The 18,630-nt window shown below is 52.7% G+C and carries 18 protein-coding genes; 10 read left to right on the top strand and 8 right to left on the bottom strand.

The genetic code is table 11. The annotated features are described in order from the left end of the window. Positions 1-66: 66 nt before the first annotated feature. The 4 genes from RW65_RS18680 to RW65_RS18670 all read left to right on the top strand — a co-directional run bounded on the left by RW65_RS18680 (position 67) and on the right by RW65_RS18670 (position 3,156). The gene (locus RW65_RS18680; RefSeq protein ID WP_039058313.1) at positions 67-1,551 is read left to right on the top strand and encodes a carboxypeptidase M32; all 1,485 of its coding nucleotides are present in this window, start codon (positions 67-69) and stop codon (positions 1,549-1,551) included. Positions 1,552-1,714: 163 nt separating this feature from the next. Beyond that, positions 1,715-2,050, top strand: a complete 336-nt coding sequence (asr, locus tag RW65_RS18675; RefSeq protein WP_039058312.1) for an acid resistance repetitive basic protein Asr — start codon at positions 1,715-1,717, stop codon at positions 2,048-2,050. A 94-nt stretch (positions 2,051-2,144) separates the two neighbouring features. Continuing rightward, a complete protein-coding gene (gene ydgU, locus RW65_RS23410; RefSeq protein WP_502685567.1) occupies positions 2,145-2,231 on the top strand; it encodes a small membrane protein YdgU in 87 nt (28 codons plus the stop codon). Between the two features lie 94 nt (positions 2,232-2,325). Further along, entirely contained in the window at positions 2,326-3,156 is an 831-nt protein-coding gene (locus RW65_RS18670) for a trypsin-like serine peptidase (RefSeq protein ID WP_039058311.1), read from the top strand. A gap of 131 nt (positions 3,157-3,287) precedes the next feature. On the opposite strand, the gene mdtI is transcribed toward RW65_RS18670, so the two are convergent. The 4 genes from mdtI to RW65_RS18650 all read right to left on the bottom strand — a co-directional run bounded on the left by mdtI (position 3,288) and on the right by RW65_RS18650 (position 7,218). After that, the gene (gene mdtI / locus RW65_RS18665; RefSeq protein WP_039058309.1) at positions 3,288-3,617 is read right to left on the bottom strand and encodes a multidrug/spermidine efflux SMR transporter subunit MdtI; all 330 of its coding nucleotides are present in this window, start codon (positions 3,615-3,617) and stop codon (positions 3,288-3,290) included. Beyond that, positions 3,604-3,960, bottom strand: coding sequence for a multidrug/spermidine efflux SMR transporter subunit MdtJ (mdtJ, locus tag RW65_RS18660; protein ID WP_039058307.1), 357 nt, complete (start codon positions 3,958-3,960; stop codon positions 3,604-3,606). The genes mdtI and mdtJ overlap by 14 nt, the downstream gene beginning before the upstream one ends. Before the next feature lie 517 nt (positions 3,961-4,477). Next, a complete protein-coding gene (locus RW65_RS18655) occupies positions 4,478-5,551 on the bottom strand; it encodes an AI-2E family transporter (protein ID WP_039058306.1) in 1,074 nt (357 codons plus the stop codon). 125 nt (positions 5,552-5,676) lie between these two features. Next, complete coding sequence (locus RW65_RS18650; RefSeq protein ID WP_039058305.1) at positions 5,677-7,218, bottom strand: EAL domain-containing protein; 1,542 nt, start codon at positions 7,216-7,218, stop codon at positions 5,677-5,679. Between the two features lie 363 nt (positions 7,219-7,581). On the opposite strand from RW65_RS18650, the gene umuD reads away from it, so the two are divergent. Beyond that, entirely contained in the window at positions 7,582-8,016 is a 435-nt protein-coding gene (gene umuD, locus RW65_RS18645; protein WP_039058304.1) for a translesion error-prone DNA polymerase V autoproteolytic subunit, read from the top strand. After that, positions 8,000-9,262 (top strand): translesion error-prone DNA polymerase V subunit UmuC, encoded by a 1,263-nt coding sequence (gene umuC, locus RW65_RS18640; protein WP_039058303.1) that lies wholly within the window; start codon positions 8,000-8,002, stop codon positions 9,260-9,262. Before umuD ends, umuC begins: the two co-directional genes overlap by 17 nt. A gap of 45 nt (positions 9,263-9,307) precedes the next feature. On the opposite strand, the gene smrA is transcribed toward umuC, so the two are convergent. Then, entirely contained in the window at positions 9,308-9,871 is a 564-nt protein-coding gene (smrA, locus tag RW65_RS18635) for a DNA endonuclease SmrA (RefSeq protein WP_039058302.1), read from the bottom strand. A 537-nt stretch (positions 9,872-10,408) separates the two neighbouring features. On the opposite strand from smrA, the gene ogt reads away from it, so the two are divergent. The 3 genes from ogt (at position 10,409) to uspE (ending at position 12,981) form a co-directional block, all read left to right on the top strand. Then, positions 10,409-10,927: a methylated-DNA--[protein]-cysteine S-methyltransferase gene (gene ogt / locus RW65_RS18630; protein WP_039058301.1), complete on the top strand. Its 519-nt coding sequence runs from the start codon at positions 10,409-10,411 to the stop codon at positions 10,925-10,927. A 209-nt stretch (positions 10,928-11,136) separates the two neighbouring features. Further along, the gene (fnr, locus tag RW65_RS18625; RefSeq protein ID WP_039058300.1) at positions 11,137-11,889 is read left to right on the top strand and encodes a fumarate/nitrate reduction transcriptional regulator Fnr; all 753 of its coding nucleotides are present in this window, start codon (positions 11,137-11,139) and stop codon (positions 11,887-11,889) included. A gap of 144 nt (positions 11,890-12,033) precedes the next feature. Then, positions 12,034-12,981, top strand: coding sequence for a universal stress protein UspE (uspE, locus tag RW65_RS18620; protein ID WP_039058299.1), 948 nt, complete (start codon positions 12,034-12,036; stop codon positions 12,979-12,981). Positions 12,982-13,017: 36 nt separating this feature from the next. Here uspE and RW65_RS18615 read toward each other — a convergent pair whose 3' ends face one another. The 3 genes from RW65_RS18615 to pntA form a co-directional block, all read right to left on the bottom strand. Then, the gene (locus tag RW65_RS18615) at positions 13,018-14,121 is read right to left on the bottom strand and encodes a mechanosensitive ion channel family protein (protein ID WP_039058298.1); all 1,104 of its coding nucleotides are present in this window, start codon (positions 14,119-14,121) and stop codon (positions 13,018-13,020) included. Positions 14,122-14,226: 105 nt separating this feature from the next. Next, positions 14,227-15,615: a Re/Si-specific NAD(P)(+) transhydrogenase subunit beta gene (pntB, locus tag RW65_RS18610; RefSeq protein WP_039058297.1), complete on the bottom strand. Its 1,389-nt coding sequence runs from the start codon at positions 15,613-15,615 to the stop codon at positions 14,227-14,229. Positions 15,616-15,625: 10 nt separating this feature from the next. Next, the gene (gene pntA / locus RW65_RS18605; RefSeq protein ID WP_039058389.1) at positions 15,626-17,155 is read right to left on the bottom strand and encodes a Re/Si-specific NAD(P)(+) transhydrogenase subunit alpha; all 1,530 of its coding nucleotides are present in this window, start codon (positions 17,153-17,155) and stop codon (positions 15,626-15,628) included. Positions 17,156-17,658: 503 nt separating this feature from the next. Between pntA and ydgH the strand changes: the two genes are divergently transcribed. Next, positions 17,659-18,603, top strand: a complete 945-nt coding sequence (gene ydgH, locus RW65_RS18600; RefSeq protein ID WP_039058296.1) for a DUF1471 family protein YdgH — start codon at positions 17,659-17,661, stop codon at positions 18,601-18,603. The last annotated feature ends 27 nt before the right edge of the window (positions 18,604-18,630 follow it).

Below are 18,630 nucleotides of genomic sequence, written 5' to 3'. Positions count from 1 at the left end.
GTAAGATTGCTTAAATAACTACCTTTTTAAGTAGTTATGCGTACCACACATTAAAAACGGGGTTTTATGGACAAGCACAACTACCAACAACTCACCCGCACTTTCCTGCGCCTCTCCCGCTTTTCCCATCTCGCCGCCATCGCCGGCTGGGATATGTTTGCCATGATGCCGCCCGGCGGCAGCGCCGCGCGCGGAGAAGCGCTGGCGGAGTTAAGCGTTTTGCGCCACCAAATCCTCACGGATAAGCAGGTCGATGAGTGGATTGCCCGCGCGCAGCAAGAAGATCTGGACGATATCGAGCAGGCCAACCTGCGTGAAATTGAGCGCCACTACCGGCAAGCGGCCCTGCTGCCGGAATCGCTGGTTGAAGCCCTTTCGCTGGCAGGCAGCAAATGTGAACATGCCTGGCGCACCCAGCGTCCTGCGAACGACTGGACCGGTTTTTCCGCCAACCTGAAAGAGGTGGTTCGGCTAACGCGTGAAGAGGCCAAACTGCGCGCCGAGGCCCAGGGCTGTTCGCCCTACGATGCGCTGCTGGATAAATTCGAGCCGGATATGACCAGCGCCCGCCTCGATGAACTGTTTGGTGAGGTCAAATCCTGGCTGCCGGATCTGCTGAAACAGGCGGTGGCAAAGCAGGAACAACAGACGCTGATTGCGCCGCAGGGGCCGTTCCCGATTGCCGATCAGCGCGAGCTGGGTTTGCAGGCGATGAAAACCCTCGGCTTCGACTTTAACGGCGGGCGGCTGGATGTGAGTGCGCATCCCTTCTGCGGCGGCGTGCCGGAAGATGTCAGGATCACCACGCGTTACGATGAGAATGAGTTGCTGAGTGCGCTGTTTGGTGTGGTCCATGAAACCGGCCATGCGCGCTATGAGCAAAACCTGCCGCGCAGCTGGCCGGGGCAGCCAATTGCCTTTGCGCGTTCAACGGCGATTCACGAATCCCAAAGCCTGTTTTTTGAAATGCAGCTTGGCCGCAGCGAGGCGTTCCTGCGCCGCCTGCAACCGGCGATTATTGAACGTTTTGGTATGCAGCCCGCGTTTGAAGAGCACAACTTTATTGCCTGGAACCAGCGCGTAAAACCGGGCTATATCCGCGTTGACGCCGATGAAGTGAGCTATCCGGCACACGTTATCCTGCGCTATGAGATTGAACGTGCGCTGATCGACGGCGAGATTGACGTTGATGATATTCCCGCGTTGTGGAATGAAAAAATGCAGGCCTGGCTGGGGCTGTCTACCGAGGGCAATTACCGCAACGGCTGTATGCAGGATATTCACTGGACCGATGGCGGCTTTGGTTACTTCCCCTCTTATACCCTCGGCGCAATGTATGCCGCGCAGCTGTTCGCCGCCGCGCGTAACGCCCTGCCGGGGCTCGACGACGCCATCGCCGCCGGAGATTTTACCGCGCTGTTTGACTGGCTGCGGCAAAATATCTGGCAGCACGGCAGCCGTTTTAGCACCGCGCAGCTAATTGAAAACGCCACCGGTACGCCGTTAAACAGCGAATTTTTCCGCCAGCATCTTACCCGCCGTTACCTTTAAAACCCTGCGCCGGAACCCCGGTTTCGGCGCACTATCTCCCCCCTGTACATTCCGTTACACGCCGAAACCAATCACTCACGGAAGCGCTTCATTATCAGCGATATAGTTCTTTCACCGGCCCCGCAGTGGGGTTGAATGAAGAAACCAATTCGAGGATATCGGAATGAAAAAAGTATTAGCTCTGGTTGTTGCCGCTGCTATGGGTCTGTCTTCTGCTGCTTTCGCTGCTGACACCGCGACGTCTACTCAGGCTCCGGCTGCTGCTCCGATGGCAACTACCGCTGCTCCGGCTGACACCACTAAAGCTGCTCCGGCTAAAAAAGTGCATAAAAAACACAAAAAAGCCGCTGAACAGAAAGCGCAGGCTGCCAAAGTGAAAAAACATCACAAAAAAGCGGCTAAACCGGCTGCAGAACAGCAGGCTCAGGCTGCGAAAAAACATCACAAGAAACACGTTAAACACACAGCAACCCAGCCAGCCGCTCAACCGGCTGCCTAAGTAAACGTGTCTGATATTAGCGTTCGTATCAGAACGCTGTAATAAGCTGGCGCTGAACCCTTTGGGTGAAGCGCCTTTTTTCTCTGGAGGGCATATGATGCTGCGGCGTTATCGTTTTGAAGTCATTCTGGCGATGTTGATCATCTGCGCGCTGGTTGCCGTCCAGTTTTACCTTTACTGATGTAGCGCGCTGATTTTCCTCCCACTTTCCTCATGTCCCGTCTATATTTATCTGGGCTTACGTAAATAATCATAAATACCCACCAGAGTGTGATATGCGAATAACCGTTGTGCTGTTGCTGGGACCTCTGTTTTTATTTTCCGCCGTTGGGCAGGCTGACGATGGCGATGATGACGCAATAAGCGCCCGTGACGTGAAAACGCTTTTTTTTGGTCATGATGACCGGGTTCCTGTTGCCACACCGACCAAAGCGCCGTGGGATGCGATTGGCCAGCTGGAAACCGCCAGCGGTAATCTGTGCACCGCTACGCTCATCTCTCCGCACCTGGCGTTGACCGCCGGGCATTGCCTGTTAACGCCGCCGCGCGGCAAAGCGGACAAAGCCGTGGCGCTGCGATTTGTGTCGCAAAAGGGCGTCTGGCGTTATGAAATTCACGGTATTGAAGGCCGCGTCGATCCTTCTCTTGGCCGCCGCCTGAAAGCCGACGGCGATGGCTGGATTGTCCCGCCCGCCGCCGCGTCCTGGGATTTTGGGCTGATCGTTCTGCGCTATCCCCCTTCCGGTATCACGCCGCTGCCCCTGTTTGACGGCGATAAAGCGGCTCTCACCGCCGCGCTAAAAGCCGCCGACCGCCACGTCACCCAGGCGGGCTATCCGGAAGATCATCTCGATAATCTTTTCAGCCACCGGGACTGCATTGTGACAGGCTGGGCGCAAAACAGCGTCTTGTCGCACCAGTGCGATACGCTGCCCGGCGATAGCGGTTCGCCATTGATGCTGAAAACCGATGCCGGCTGGCAGCTGATTGCCGTGCAAAGCTCGGCTCCGGCGGCGAAAGATCGCTGGCGGGCAGACAATCGCGCCATTTCCGTCACCGGTTTTCGCGATAAGCTGGAAGCGCTGGCCCAGGCGCCAGAAGAGTAATTCAGGATTGCCGCGATAAACGTAGCTGCAAAATCTTGTCAAGAGCCATAGTTACCTGTAGCTGGTCGCAACCGGCCAGCCGCAGCCGTTTCATTTGCGTCTCGTTTTTCATACTTTCTGCCACCGCTGCGTCAGGCGAGCTTAATCAACGTCATACCGATAATCAGCAGCAGCAGGCCAAGCCAGCCTTTCGCATTAAGGCGCTGACCAAAGAGGATCCAACCGGCCGCGAGCGTAGCGACAATCCCAAAGCCGCCCCATAACGCGTAAGCCACAGCGAGATCGATCCCTTCTACCGCCTGCGATAAAGCGCTAAACGCCGCCAGTACCGCAAGCAGTGAGGCGAAGCCAAAACATTTGCGACGAAAGCCATCGGAGAACTTTAAAAAGATGTTAGCGACGATCTCCAGCACAATCGCCATCGCCAGCCACAGGCCATGAACCCACTCAAACTGCAACATGATGACGCTCCTGACGCCCCGCTTTGCGCGTCCCGGATTTGATAAGCACGATACCGACCACCAGCGTTGCCAGCCCCGCTGCTTTTAGCGGCGACAGCGGTTCGTCAAAAAGAAATACGCTAAACAACGTAATAATTAATATGCCCACGCCTTCCCATAATGCGTACGCTACGCCGAGAGCAATTTTTTTAATGGCGAAGGACAGAAATATATAAGAGAGTGAAATCATCACCAGCATTAAAATAAAACCGGTGTTGTCATCACTTATTGCTGCCCATTTCATCGACAGCGTGCCGGTTATTTCAGACACGATAGCGAGGGCTAATAGGATCCAGTAAATCATTTTTTTCTCCTGCTTGAGAACATACTTTTCGGCGACTTAACCACAAGGGATAAACCGGAAAAACAACGATGTCACTCTGGCGTAAACGCCAGCTCGGGCAGAGAGAGGACTACAGCGCGGTACGCCAGTATTGGTCATCTGCCAGCAGGCAGTAAGCGGAAAGGATGAGGGAAAAATCAGGTTTTGCGACGCTGAATGGAATGTCCATATAATTACAATTATCCGCGCATTGCTTCTCATCGGGGCGGATATAAATTGTCCTCAGTAGTTAAACACACTATATTTTTAACACATGTTCTATTTTATTTCAAAGTCTTTGCATTTCTTTACGGTTGTCACTTTATTTAAAGTTGGTTCCCGCAGCTTTTATTTTTATATTATTGCGGTTTCGCTATCACTATTTCCGCAATATATTAGCGCTTAAAATAGCGGGCTGATTGTGGTGTATCAACAGCGGCGGAAAGCGTTCGCCGCAATGATCCTACAGCGCTGGCGGTGCGTTCACCGCCAGGTCTGTTTAGTGTTGCGCAGGCTGATTTTTAGTGCTGGCGCGCGCCTGCGCCAGCAAATTCCATGAGGTGATAAACAGCGCGGCAATCATCGGCCCCAGCACAAAGCCGTTAATGCCAAAGAACTGTAGCCCACCGAGGGTGGTGAGCAAGATCAGGTAGTCCGGCATCCGGGTATCTTTGCCCACCAGCAGCGGACGCAGAATATTATCGGCCAGCCCCACTACAATAACAAAATAGAGCGTCAGCACCGTCGCGGTGACCAGCTGATCCGTGGAGTAGAGAAAGATAACCGCCGGGATCCAGACAATCGCCGTGCCCACCGCCGGGATAAGGGATAAAAAGGCCATTAAGGTCGCCCATAGCAGGCTGCCGTTAAAGCCGGCGAACCAGAAACCGATGCCGCCAAGCGCCCCCTGCACAATGGCCACCACCAGCGTCCCTTTTACCGTGGCACGCGCTACGCCAGCAAATTTCAGGAACAAACGACGTTTAATAGTCGCTGACAGCGGCATCACCTGGTAGATTTTACGCACCAGCATGGCGCCGTCTTTGAGCAAAAAGAACAACAGATAGGCCATCAAACAGAAATTGATGGCGATGCCCAGCGTCCCTTTGCCGATCAGTACCGCGCTGCCCGCCAGGTAGCGCCCCACGCTTAGCGCCGCGCCGGAGAGCTTCTCACGAATAGAGGCGACCGAATCGAAATCATTTTCATGCAGTGATTTTCTCGCCCACTCGGGCAGATGCGCGATGCCATTGCTCAACATCTGCGGCAAACCGGTGGCGTTATTTTGTAACCGCTGATAGAGGCTGTTGAGTTCGACGGCAATAGAAGAGAGCACCATCATTAAGGGAATAAACACGATGACACAGATCAGCAGCACGGTAATAAGCGACGCCACGCCGTTGCGCCCGCCGAGCAAATCTGTCAGGCGCATGCGTAGCGGGTAAAAAATGAGCGCCAGGATCACCGCCCAGATAATGGCGGAGTAGTACGGCTGAATCAGGCTAAAAAACGCCATGCTGACCAGTAACAACAGAATGATAAAGAAGAAATTATTGCTTTTTAGCGTCGTCATCCGGGACATCCAATGGGGAAACTGCCCACCAGTGTAGAGCGTTACCCATTGATTGTAAAAATCCCACCGCTTCATTGTCTTGCGTTACGCGAACGAAAGATGTCGGTTTTAAACAATGCGCAAGGTTATCTGAGGAGATGTTGTATCTCCGGGAAGGCTAACGCTTTGGAGAAGTACCACCCCTGCGCGCAGGATTCCGGCAAGTTTTTTTGCAAAAAGAGATGCTGGGCTTCGTTTTCGACACCTTCAAAAACGATAACCCGCGGCATATCTTTAAACATGGCGATCAAGCCGGGAAGAATATGCCGGTTAATAGATTCCGTGCCGATGGAGTCGGTGATGGATTTATCAATTTTTATTTCATCCACATCCAGCATCGATAGCCATTTTAAGTTTGAGTAGCCGGTACCAAAATCATCCAGCGCAAACAGCACGCCATGCTCTTTGTATAAGCTTATTGACTGCATGATCTCTTCGATATGACCACTCTGCCTTTCTGTTATTTCCAGTAAGATATGTTTACCCGCCACGCCTTCCTGCTGCAGGGTCTCCACCAGTCGCTGATAAAATACCGGCGAACAGATATCTGAGCAGCTCACGTTAACGCTGAGGGTAATATTTTTCTCTTTCAGTATCGTGCCGCACTCTTTAATCGCGTGCTCAATCACATACAGCCCGATTTTATTTATCAGGCCATGCTCTTCAGCCAGCGGGATAAAAATATCCGGGGCAATATTCCCTTCGGCCTTATCGTGCCAACGCAGCAGTACTTCCAGGCCAATGATATCTTTATCTTTTACCCGGTACAGCGGCTGGTAAACAAAATGCAACTCTTTATTCTCGATAGCATGTTCTAAGCGTGATAATAACGGCTGTCTGCCCTGCAGGTTTTTATTGATCAGCGCCCCAATGATAATCCCCATCAACGATGCGACGCATAGCAGAAAAATAGCCACGGCGAGGTCATTATTGAATAACAATGAATACTTCATGCCCGCTACAACGCAGATATCATGCACCGCATCACAGGACCTGACCGTCAGGAAAAAGAGTTCAGGCTTTTTCCCATGCTCCAGCCCTTCAAGCAGCGAAGTGTTATTCCCGACGCGGAAAAAATGTTGCTGACTTTTGTAATCGCCAACGGTGGCGTTAAAATTCCATTTATCAAACTGTTGGCGAAAGCGCGAAAAAACAAACGGTGACAGAGTAATAGAGATGCTGTCGGTGTAGGCGATATCGGCAGTGATATTGCTCTCGATCAATGCGTCAAACACCCAGGTATAACCTTCACGGTTCACCTTGTGTTTAAACATATTCAGCGCCAGCGGAACGCTATATTTGCCCCACAGGGCCGAGCAGATGATGCGGCCATCTTCGACATAGCCAATATCTTTTATCAGTGGATAGGGCCATAACCGCTTTCTTAAGGTGTGCAGATAAGGCTCACTGCAGGGGGTATAGACGGAGAACTCCGCGCTCAGGGCATCAATTTCTTTTACCTGCTGGACAATATTATCGCTACGCGACAGTACCGACTCGGCATAATCTTCTAACTTATCGTTGACATAAATATAGTAAGCCGCTTGCGCAATCGCATAAAAAAAAGCAAAGGATAATAATAACGTTGCTAAGTAGATAGAAGCTCTTTTTTTAATTACCTTGACCATTTTATACCTTTATGCGAACCCCTCACCCCCGCGCTTTGACTTTCATCATTCCTTTATGCAGCAACATATTGGCTACATCAGATTTACGCTCGTCAGCGCTGAGCGTCGCAACCCTGTATGCCCACTCTCTTTATCGGCGCGTTTTGCATTTACTTTATTTCCTGTTCGCTACGTCCGCGCGACCAGCACACTACTAACGAAAAGCGGTATAAAAAACAGACAGCAAAAAGGTGCGGTGAACATATTTAGCGGGAAAATATATCGGCAGTTCAATTAATTCCGTGAAATGCGCTGTTGTGCCTCTTGATTGATGGTAAAATTTAGCAATACTGTATATAAACACAGTTAAATGGATTGATGACTATGCGCTTTATCCCCTCAACAGAAATTGCTCAACTTGTGCCTTTGCCCCTCTTTGCTGAGCGCGTCGCCTGTGGTTTCCCCAGTCCCGCGCAGGACTATGTCGAAGAGACGCTCGATTTAAACAAACTGTTGGTCAAGCACCCCAGCGCAACTTACTTCGTCAGGGTGAGCGGCGATTCGATGATCGGGGCGGGTATTGGCGATGGCGATATGCTGGTGGTGGATCGTTCGTTAACGGCCGTTCATGGCGATATCGTGGTGGCAGCGGTGGCGGGCGAATTTACGGTAAAGGAGTTACGCACCCGTCCGGTGCTACAGCTGATTGCGCATAACGCCCAGTATGCGCCGATTATTTTCCACGCCGAGGACGAGCTGCAAATCTTTGGCGTCGTGACCTTCACCGTGAAAGCAAACCGCTATGTTCGCGCTGGTTGATGTTAATAATTTTTACGCCTCCTGCGAGACGGTGTTTCGCCCCGATTTGCAGGGAAAACCCGTGGTAGTCGTCTCGAACAACGATGGCTGTGTTATTTCGCGATCGCCGGAGGCAAAGCGGCTCGGCATCAAAATGGCCGCGCCCTGGTTTAAAATCAGAGACGAGCTGCAGCGTCAACAGGTCACTGTTTTTAGCTCAAATTACGCGCTTTATGCCGATCTCAGCCACCGCGTGATGACAACCCTTGCTGAAATGTCCCCCTCCGTCGAGCTCTATTCCATTGATGAAGCCTTTGTCGATTTGACGGGGGTGGAAAACTGTATTTCCCTTGAGACATTTGGCCACCAGCTGCGCGCACAAGTTTTAAAACATACCGGGCTGACAACCGGCGTCGGCATTGCGCCGACCAAAACCCTCGCGAAGGTGGCGAACTACGCCGCCAAAAAATGGACCCAAACCGCCGGGGTGGTCGATCTCTCTCGCCAGGCCCGCCAGCGTAAATTGTTGGCGCTGGTGCCGGTTCAGGAAGTCTGGGGCGTCGGGCGGCGCATCAGTAAAAAGCTGGAGTTGATGGGCATTGAGAACGCGCTGCAGCTCGCCGACAGCTCAACCTGGGTGATACGCAAACATTTTAACGTCGTGCTGGAACGTACGGTACGAGAGCTGCGCGGGGAACCCTGTCTGGCGCTGGATGAATTTGCCCCGACAAAGCAGCAGATTATCTGTAGCCGCTCCTTTGGTCATCGCGTGACGCATTATGAAGATATGCATCAGGCGATTTGTAGCTGGGCCGAACGGGCGGCGGAAAAACTCCGCGCGGAGAAGCAGTACTGTCGGGTGATCACCGTTTTTATCCGCACCAGTCCCCATGCCGAAAATGAACCTTTTTATAGCCCGCAGGCCAGCGGCCGCCTCTCTATTCCGTCGAACGATACCCGCGATATTATTCGTATTGCCACACAGTCGCTGGCACATATCTGGCGCGACGGCTGCCGCTATATTAAAGCCGGCGTGATGCTGAGTGATTTTTTTAGTCAGGGCGTCGCGCAGCTTAATTTGTTCGATGATGTTCAGCCGCAGGTTAATAGCCCTGCTTTAATGCAGGTTATCGATAATATTAATCAATCGGGGCGCGGGAGCGTGCGTTTTGCCGGACAAGGCTTTCAAAAAGGCTGGGCGATGAAGCGGGAGATGCTCTCTCCCGGCTATACAACACGTTATGCCGATTTACCCATAGTCAGATAGGGGAAACGCCGTTGCTGCGAGCAGCACATCCTTGTGTTTTAGCCGTTAACGGCTGCGTTTTGCATGCCGTTCCCAGTTCTCCTGCTTCGCCTGCTCAGACTTACGCAGCGCAACATAGCATGCACCGCTGCCGCCGTGGTGCGGTAACGCCGTGCAAAACGCCTGCACATCCTCAAACTCCGCCAGCCAGCGTGCCAGATAGCTGCGAATGATATTGGCGTGCGAGCCGTCTTCACGCCCTTTACCGTGAATGATAAGCACATTGCGTAGCCCATCCTGGCGCGACTGGTGCATAAAACGAAACAGCGCCTGTCGGCACTGTTCTACCGGCTGACGCAGTAAATTCAGGCTCGCCTGCTGGCTATATTTGCCCTGGCGCAGCTTATCCAGCACGCCTTGCTGCAGCCCTTCGCGTTTGAACTCCAGCGGTAAACTCAGCGGAACAATATCCAGAAACCCGGTGGTAAGAAAATTGTCGAGCTGCAGGGTATCAATGCGCTGCACCGTGCGCGATTTGTGGCTCGGCTGCCAGTGGACATCGGCGCTCCGCTTCAGGGGTTGGACATCCTCCATGGCGTCAAGAAACAGCGATTTGTCGTCAGGTTTCATAGGGCAGTCCTCCAGCTACTTCTGCCCATGTACTATAGCTGGCGGGACCCGCGCTCACAATGGTCGGCGCTGAAAGGAGGGTTTTTGCACAGCTGACGAAATAACAAGCGCTTATTCGTCACGGCCGTCAATATCCATAATTATTAGTGATGGAATAAATGACTTAAATTAAATTTCATGAAATTTAATTTTTTACGCTTAGGTTAAATTAACGTGAAATCAATCACCCATTAGTACTGGAAATATCGCATAAAAGCGCTATAACTATATTTACCGCGCACGGAGAAAAAAGCTTAAAATAATGAACGGATACATTGCTGTGTGTACTGTAGGGCCTGGCGGATGTCGGTAGGCCCTATTTTTTTATTTCTACAAAAAAACCAATATATCATCTATGAAATAAAAAATATTCCCCTGACGTTTAATTTCGCACCCCTCATTACCCACAAATAATATACGCCCTTTCGAGGTATAGCAGCCCGGCTGATGGTTTGCTAGATTACTGCCCTTGCCTGATGAAGATGAAAAGGATGCCGGATGCTGACGCTACTTGAAGATAAGATCTCCACGCCTGTTGGCCCGCTTTGGGTGCTGTGCGATGAACAATTCCGCCTGCGTGCCGTGGAGTGGGAAGAGTACAGCGCGCGAATGGTCGAACTGCTCAATATTCACTACCGACTGGAAGGGTATCAGCGCGTACCGCTGCGTAATCCGGGTGGGCTGAGCGAGAAACTGCAGGCCTATTTCGATGGCGAGCTGGCGATTATCGACACGCTGCCAACGGCGACGGCCGGTACCCCTTTTCAACGCGAAGTGTGGCAAGCTCTGCGCACTATTCCCTGCGGGCAGGTGATGCATTATGGCCAGCTGGCGCTAAAACTGGGCCGCGCGGTGGGTGCGGCGCGGGCGGTCGGCGCGGCAAACGGGTCTAACCCGGTCAGTATTGTGGTGCCCTGTCATCGCGTTATCGGCAGTAACGGTACCCTGACGGGATATGCCGGCGGCGTACAGCGTAAAGAGTGGTTGCTGCGCCACGAAGGCTATCTTCTATTGTAAGAACAGACGCCACTTTTGCCTTCATTTCCCCGGTTTTTGTTGTAAAACCCCTGGTGAAATGATGCAATTTCAAAGGGATGGTGCAATGTCATCTCTTTTCATTTTTATCCCGCGTTTTAATAATCGTGAATTGATGTTTTACCAGGCTTACGCGCCCCATAAAAAGATGTTAAAATTGACCAATATCAATTACGGCGTTGAGCAGACTTATGATCCCGGAAAAGCGAATTATACGACGCATACAGTCTGGCGGTTGTGCAATCCATTGCCAGGATTGCAGCATTAGCCAGCTTTGCATCCCTTTTACCCTCAATGAACACGAGCTGGATCAGCTCGATAACATCATTGAGCGTAAAAAGCCCATCCAGAAGGGTCAGACACTGTTTAAAGCCGGGGATGAACTGAAATCTCTCTATGCTATCCGTTCTGGCACCATCAAAAGCTACACCATTACCGAACAGGGCGACGAGCAGATCACCGGCTTTCATCTGGCGGGCGATTTGGTCGGCTTTGACGCCATCGGTACGGGCCATCATCCAAGCTTTGCGCAGGCCCTTGAAACCTCTATGGTCTGTGAAATTCCCTTCGAAACCCTTGACGATCTGTCGGGTAAGATGCCCAATCTGCGTCAGCAGATGATGCGTCTGATGAGCGGCGAGATCAAAGGCGATCAGGATATGATCCTGCTGTTGTCCAAGAAAAATGCCGAAGAGCGTCTGGCGGCGTTTATCTATAACCTTTCCCGTCGTTTCGCGCAGCGTGGCTTCTCACCCCGTGAGTTCCGCCTGACGATGACCCGCGGCGATATCGGTAACTACCTGGGCCTGACGGTGGAAACCATCAGCCGCCTGCTGGGCCGCTTTCAAAAGAGCGGCATGCTGGCGGTAAAAGGCAAATATATCACTATTGAAAACGGCGATATGCTCGGCCAGCTGGCGGGTCATTCACGTAACGTTGCCTGATTTTTTCCTGCCTGAATTCACCCTTCGCCGGGTCTCTATTTTTTCTGATTTATTGATCTGGCGAAAGGTTTTCCCTGTTTCATTCAGCACTTATGGGTTATCTTTTACTTACAGACTGTGGTGACAGATGTAAGGAGACCCTGTATGGCTAAGTATCAGAATATGTTGGTCGCCATCGATCCTAATCAGGACGATCAACCCGCATTACGGCGAGCCGTGTATTTGCATCAACGGATTGGCGGCCGCATTAAAGCCTTTTTACCGATCTATGACTTCTCTTACGAGATGACCACCCTTCTGTCTCCTGATGAGCGCACCGCCATGCGCCAGGGCGTTATCAGCCAGCGCAGCGCGTGGATCCACGAACAAGCGAAATATTATATTGACGCGGGCGTGCCGATTGAAATCAAAGTGGTCTGGCATAATCGCCCCTTTGAAGCCATTATCCAGGAAGTGATGTCCGGCGGGCACGATTTGCTGCTGAAGATGACCCACCAGCATGACAAACTGGAATCGGTGATTTTTACGCCAACCGACTGGCATCTGCTGCGTAAATGCCCATGCCCGGTATGGATGGTGAAAGACCAGCCGTGGCCGGAAGGCGGACGCGCCGTCGTCGCGGTCAACCTTGCCAGCGAAGAGATTTACCACAACGCCCTCAACGAAAAGCTGGTGAAAGAGACTATCCAGCTGGCCGAACAGGTTAACCATACCGAAGTTCACCTCGTCGGCGCCTATCCCGTTACCCCCATCAATATCGCCATTGAGCTGCCGGAATTCGATCCCAGCGTCTATAACGATGCCATTCGCGGTCAGCACTTACTGGCGATGAAGGCGCTGCGGCAGAAATTCAGTATCGATGAAAAGCTGACCCATGTAGAGAAAGGGCTGCCCGAGGAAGTCATTCCGGATCTGGCGGAGCATCTGCAGGCAGGGATTGTTGTGCTGGGCACTATCGGGCGCACCGGACTTTCCGCTGCGTTCCTCGGTAACACCGCTGAGCAGGTTATCGATCATCTGCGCTGCGATCTGCTGGTGATAAAGCCCGATGAATACCAGACTCCCGTCGAGCTTGACGAAGAAGATGATTAACTTTAGAAACCCGCCTTTGCAGGCGGGTTTTTTATGCTATGCCGCTTCTGCCTGCCTGCGTGGCGGATTATCTACCTTTAGCCCCCCCTGAATAATCATGCCCGGCAGCGCCAGCTGGATCTCATGCTCCGCCAGTTTCTCCATAATGCGGATATTAATTTCCTGCTGGATATCCATGTATTTGTTGTAATCCGCCGTGCTAACAATATGCACCACCTCAAAATTGAGCCTGTCGCTGGCGAACCCCTGAAAATGGGCGCGATCGAAACGCGTGTCCCCGACCTCGGTAATAATGGTGCGCACCATGTCGCCGACCAGACGCAGCTTCTCCGGCGGCGTATTGACCGCCAGCCCAAAGGTGAAAACAATGCGGCGCGTTTGCATACGCTTGTAGTTATGCAGCGTTTGTTGCAGCAATATCGCGTTACCGCAGACAATTTGTTCGCCGCTCAGGCTGCGGATGCGCGTGGTCTTAAGGCCGATATGTTCAATGGTCCCCGCGACATCGTTAAACACCACAAAGTCGCCAATCTCGAAAGGCTTATCAAAACCAATGGAAAGGGAGGCGAAAACATCGCTGAGAATAGTTTGCACCGCCAGCGCAATAGCAATACCGCCTACCCCGAGGCTGGCTACCAGCGCCGTAATATTGACCCCGACATTCGCCAGAATCGATAACAGCATTATCGTCCACAGCATCATGCGCAGCAGCAAACCGGCTATCACCATCGTGACGGGGTTTCGGCTGCCGCCCGGCGTATACATTAAGTGGTGCATCCAGGAGACCACGCCGCGATCGAGCCACAGCGCCATTTGAATGGCCAGCACTAAAAACCAGGCGTGCCCCAGCGTATTGAACAGCCTGTCGGGGAGATCAACAAAGCGCAGGCTGATAAGCAGCGCGGCAATAAAGAGTAAAAACCTGCTGGTACGGCTCAGCATGTCGACTAATACATGCTTCATTCTCCCGACGCCGTGTTGCTTCTCGCCCCAGTTTTGCGCGGTTTTGAGCAACATGGCTAATAACCGCGTAATGAGCCAGTAAACGATAAAAGTAACAACGACAACGGTCGCCAGCCCTATCCAGAATGATGGCAGCATCAAGATGGATATGAAGTTAAAACGCGGTATAAACGTCATCCTTCCTCCTCAAAAAAAACACGAAGATAGAAGTATAGACACTCACTTTTGCCCGGCAGGACAAAAAAAAACCGCTCCGAAGAGCGGTCTGCTTATCAATCAGGGCTACAGGGCTTTAAGAATCGCGTCAACGCTGGCTTTGGCATCGCCAAACAGCATCTGCGTGTTCTCTTTGAAAAACAGAGGGTTCTGCACGCCCGCGTAACCGGTGTTCATAGAGCGCTTAAACACGATAACGTTCTGCGCCTTCCACACTTCCAGCACCGGCATACCGGCGATCGGGCTTTTCGGATCGTCCTGCGCCGCCGGGTTAACGGTGTCGTTAGCACCAATCACCAGCACGGTGTCGGTATCGGCGAAGTCATCGTTGATCTCGTCCATTTCCAGCACGATGTCATACGGGACTTTCGCTTCCGCCAGCAGCACGTTCATATGGCCAGGCAGACGGCCGGCAACCGGGTGAATGCCAAAACGCACCTTGATGCCGCGCGCACGCAGTTTTTCGGTGATGTCCGCTACCGGATACTGTGCCTGCGCCACCGCCATGCCGTAGCCTGGGGTGATAATGACCGTCTGCGAATTTTTCAGCAGTTCGGCGGTCTCTTCAGCGCTGATTTCACGGTGCTCGCCCGCTTCTTCATCGCTACCCGTTGAAGAACCGTCGGTACCAAAGCCCCCTGCAATCACGCTGATAAAGGAGCGGTTCATCGCCTTACACATAATGTAAGAGAGGATCGCACCGGAAGAACCGACCAGCGCCCCGGTGACGATCAGCAGGTCGTTGCTGAGCATAAAGCCCGCCGCCGCCGCCGCCCAACCGGAATAGGAGTTGAGCATCGAGACCACCACCGGCATATCCGCCCCGCCGATAGAGGCCACCAGATGCCAGCCAAACGCCAGCGCGATAAGCGTCATAATCAGCAGCGCCAGTACCTGAAGCCCAACGCTTTCCGTACGCACAAACACCAGCAGCAGCAGGAAGGAGACCACCAATGCCGCCAGATTGAGTTTGTGGCGATTCGGCAGCATCAGCGGCTTCGAGGAGATTTTGCCGCGCAGTTTACCGTAAGCGACGATCGAGCCGGTGAAGGTTACCGCACCAATAAAGATACCGATGAACACTTCGGTGAGGTGGATATTCACCAGCACAGGATCGAGGCCCACTTCATGGTCGAGATAACTGTTAAAGCCAACCAGCACCGCCGCCAGGCCGACAAAGCTGTGCAATACCGCCACCAGCTCCGGCATTTCCGTCATTTCGACTTTCTTCGCCAGACGAATACCGATTGCGCCACCGATAATCATCGCCAATAAAATCCAGGCGACATGACCGGTTTGCGGGCCCAAAATGGTAGCAATCAGCGCAATCGCCATCCCGGCGATACCAAAGTTATTCCCCCGCCGGGACGTTTCATGTTTAGAAAGCCCGGCCAGACTGCAAATAAACAGGATCGCGGCAACAATGTATGCAGCTGTAACTAATCCTCCAGACATCTGTTACCCCTTAGTTCTTGCGGAACATTTTCAGCATGCGCTGAGTGACGGTGAAACCACCGAAAATATTAATGCTGGCAATCAGGACCGCAATAAAGCTCAAGAAGCTGACCCAGCCACCGTGACCAATCTGCAAAAGCGCGCCAACAACGATGATGCCGGAAATGGCGTTAGTCACTGACATCAGCGGCGTATGTAACGCATGTGAGACGTTCCACACCACGTAATAGCCCACCACGCAGGCGAGCGCGAAGACGGTAAAGTGGCCAAGGAACTCTTTCGGCGCGACATTCGCCAGCCAGCCAAACAGAATAATCGCCAGCGCCATCAAGGCATATTTGCGCCACGGCGACGCCGGTGTGGTTTCTTCTATTGGCGCAGCAGCCGCTTTTGGCGCGGCCTTCGGCTGGGCGGAAACCTGAATCGGCGGTGCAGGCCAGGTGATTTCGCCATCGCGAACCACCGTCACGCCGCGCACCACTACATCATCGAAATCCACCACCACATTGCCGTCTTTCTCAACGCACAACAGTTTGAGCAGATTCACCAGATTGGTGCCGTACAGCTGGGAGGATTGCGTGGGCAGGCGTCCCGGTAAATCCGTATAGCCAATCACTTTTACGCCGTTGGCGGTGGTGCTGATTTGGTTCGGGACGGTGTATTCGCAGTTACCACCGTTTTGCGCGGCAAGGTCAACGATCACGCTGCCCGGCTTCATGGAATCGACCATCTCGCGGGTAATAAGCGTCGGCGCAGGTTTGCCCGGAATCAACGCGGTAGTGACAATGATGTCGACATCTTTTGCCTGGGCGGCAAAGAGCGCCATTTCCGCTTTGATAAAGGCTTCAGACATCACTTTCGCGTAGCCATCGCCGCTGCCCGCTTCTTCTTCGAAGTCCAGCTCAAGGAACTCGGCGCCCATACTTTGCACCTGCTCTTTGACTTCCGGGCGCGTATCGAACGCCCGCACAATGGCGCCCAGGCTGTTGGCCGCGCCGATCGCCGCCAGACCGGCAACGCCGGCGCCAATGACCATCACTTTTGCCGGCGGCACTTTGCCCGCCGCTGTGATCTGCCCGGTAAAGAAACGCCCGAATTGATGGGCCGCTTCTACAATGGCGCGATAGCCCGCAATGTTCGCCATCGAGCTCAACGCATCCAGCGACTGCGCACGGGAGATGCGCGGTACGCAATCCATGGCCATCACGGTAACGTTGCGCGCGGCGAGCGTCTCTATCAATGCCGCATTTTGCGCAGGCCAAATAAAGCTCACCAGCGTCGTGCCCGGATTAAGCAGCGCAATTTCCTGCTCTTCAGGGGCGTTAACTTTGAGGATCACGTCCGAATGCCAGACGTTGCTCTCATCAACAATCGTCGCCCCCGCCTGAATAAAGGCTTCGTCATCGAAGCTTGCCAGTGTGCCCGCGCCGCTTTCAATCGCGACGGTGAAACCCAATTTAAGCAGTTGCTCGACCGTTTTCGGCGTCGCCGCAACGCGGGTTTCATTGGCCAACCGTTCTTTAGGTACACCAATACGCATAGTTTTCCCTTCCATCGGTTTCAGATGATGGTTTGTCAGTGGCTCCGGCGCGGTTTTGCTTGTATTGCCCCGGAAAATAAAACAGTAACAAACTTTCTATAACCTACTGAAAATAACGCCTGTGATCTACAACGGGAAAAGAGAAATTATGCGTTAAACCGCGAAAGTTAACTCCTGGAAGGTGCAGACAGGGTTATTTGCCTTAAATAACCGCCTGTGGGCCGATATTCCGCTCAAGCGCAGCGGCAAAACACGATTAATCTCCACGGCGAAGTTGCTTTTTAACAATACATTAACTTAACAAAGCGATAACCTTTATCGTTTTTAGTGGTCAAGCGTCTCTTTTTTCAACATATCACTAAAGGTTATCGTTATTTATCCCTCCTGCCGCACAGGGGGTGAAAAATGACGCAGACATTCGCGCTGAATAAATGCCATAATCACCGACGTTTTCCCAACAACAACACCAGCTTATAGTTTGCGCAAGGCGAAGGATTATTTTTATGAAGCTTAAGTACACCCTCCTGGCGTCAGCACTTCTCTCGGCGACGGCATTGACTGCTCACGCGGCGACAGAGTTAACACCGGAGCAAGCAGCGGCGGTCAAACCTTACGATCGCATCGTGATTACCGGACGCTTTAATGCTATTGGCGATGCGGTTAACGCCGTTTCCAAACGCGCCGATAAAGAAGGTGCCGCAGCATTTTACGTTGTTGACACCTCTGATGCAGGTAACAGTGGCAACCAGCGCGTCACTGCCGATCTCTACAAAGCAGACGCCGCCAAAGCAGAACGTCCTGCTTTTCGCGTGATTAACGGCGTTACGGAACTGCCAAAGGATCAGGCGATTGCCCTTGAGCCGTACGATACCGTTACCGTGCAGGGCTTCTATCGTTCACAGCCGGAAGTTAACGATGCCATCACCAAAGCAGCGAAAGAGAAAGGCGCAGCCTCGTTCTTTATCGTGCGTCAGGTGGATGCCAACCAGGGCGGCAACCAGCTGATCACCGCCTTTATCTATAAAGCGGATGCGAAGAAACGCGTCGTTCAAAGCGCCGACGCTATCCCACGCAACTCCGAAGCCGGGCGTGCTGCGCTGGCGAAAGGCGGCGAAGAAGCGAAGAAAGTAGAAATTCCGGGCGTTGCCAGCGATGCGACACCTGGCGTGGGCGTAGGCCGTTTCTTCGAGACGCAATCCTCTTCCGGCGGACGTTATAGTGTCACTCTGCCTGATGGCAAAAAAATTGAAGAAGTGAATAAAATCACCGCTGCGCAGATGGTGCCGTTCGATAGCATCAAATTCACCGGTAACTACAGCAACATGACGGAGATCTCCTACCAGGTCGCTAAACGTGCCGCGCAGAAAGGCGCTAAGTACTACCACATCACCCGCCAGTGGTCAGAAAGCGGCAACAATATGACCATTAGCGCCGATCTGTATAAATAATTGGCGTTAATGAATCAGGCGGCTGCG

The sequence above is a fragment of the Enterobacter sp. Bisph1 genome (genome assembly GCF_000814905.1).
Lineage (GTDB): Bacteria > Pseudomonadota > Gammaproteobacteria > Enterobacterales > Enterobacteriaceae > Kosakonia.
The sequence above is the reverse complement of the archived record's forward strand: the minus strand, read 5'-3'. Positions and strand labels throughout refer to the sequence as shown.

Excerpts from the sequence above, each read along its gene's own strand:
- RW65_RS18680 (WP_039058313.1), top strand. The coding sequence starts at position 67 with ATGGACAAGCACAACTACCAACAACTCACCCGCACTTTCCTGCGCCTC.
- asr (WP_039058312.1), top strand. The coding sequence starts at position 1,715 with ATGAAAAAAGTATTAGCTCTGGTTGTTGCCGCTGCTATGGGTCTGTCT.
- ydgU (WP_502685567.1), top strand. The coding sequence starts at position 2,145 with ATGATGCTGCGGCGTTATCGTTTTGAAGTCATTCTGGCGATGTTGATC.
- RW65_RS18670 (WP_039058311.1), top strand. The coding sequence starts at position 2,326 with ATGCGAATAACCGTTGTGCTGTTGCTGGGACCTCTGTTTTTATTTTCC.
- mdtI (WP_039058309.1), bottom strand. The coding sequence starts at position 3,617 with ATGTTGCAGTTTGAGTGGGTTCATGGCCTGTGGCTGGCGATGGCGATT.
- mdtJ (WP_039058307.1), bottom strand. The coding sequence starts at position 3,960 with ATGATTTACTGGATCCTATTAGCCCTCGCTATCGTGTCTGAAATAACC.
- RW65_RS18655 (WP_039058306.1), bottom strand. The coding sequence starts at position 5,551 with ATGACGACGCTAAAAAGCAATAATTTCTTCTTTATCATTCTGTTGTTA.
- RW65_RS18650 (WP_039058305.1), bottom strand. The coding sequence starts at position 7,218 with ATGGTCAAGGTAATTAAAAAAAGAGCTTCTATCTACTTAGCAACGTTA.
- umuD (WP_039058304.1), top strand. The coding sequence starts at position 7,582 with ATGCGCTTTATCCCCTCAACAGAAATTGCTCAACTTGTGCCTTTGCCC.
- umuC (WP_039058303.1), top strand. The coding sequence starts at position 8,000 with ATGTTCGCGCTGGTTGATGTTAATAATTTTTACGCCTCCTGCGAGACG.
- smrA (WP_039058302.1), bottom strand. The coding sequence starts at position 9,871 with ATGAAACCTGACGACAAATCGCTGTTTCTTGACGCCATGGAGGATGTC.
- ogt (WP_039058301.1), top strand. The coding sequence starts at position 10,409 with ATGCTGACGCTACTTGAAGATAAGATCTCCACGCCTGTTGGCCCGCTT.
- fnr (WP_039058300.1), top strand. The coding sequence starts at position 11,137 with ATGATCCCGGAAAAGCGAATTATACGACGCATACAGTCTGGCGGTTGT.
- uspE (WP_039058299.1), top strand. The coding sequence starts at position 12,034 with ATGGCTAAGTATCAGAATATGTTGGTCGCCATCGATCCTAATCAGGAC.
- RW65_RS18615 (WP_039058298.1), bottom strand. The coding sequence starts at position 14,121 with ATGACGTTTATACCGCGTTTTAACTTCATATCCATCTTGATGCTGCCA.
- pntB (WP_039058297.1), bottom strand. The coding sequence starts at position 15,615 with ATGTCTGGAGGATTAGTTACAGCTGCATACATTGTTGCCGCGATCCTG.
- pntA (WP_039058389.1), bottom strand. The coding sequence starts at position 17,155 with ATGCGTATTGGTGTACCTAAAGAACGGTTGGCCAATGAAACCCGCGTT.
- ydgH (WP_039058296.1), top strand. The coding sequence starts at position 17,659 with ATGAAGCTTAAGTACACCCTCCTGGCGTCAGCACTTCTCTCGGCGACG.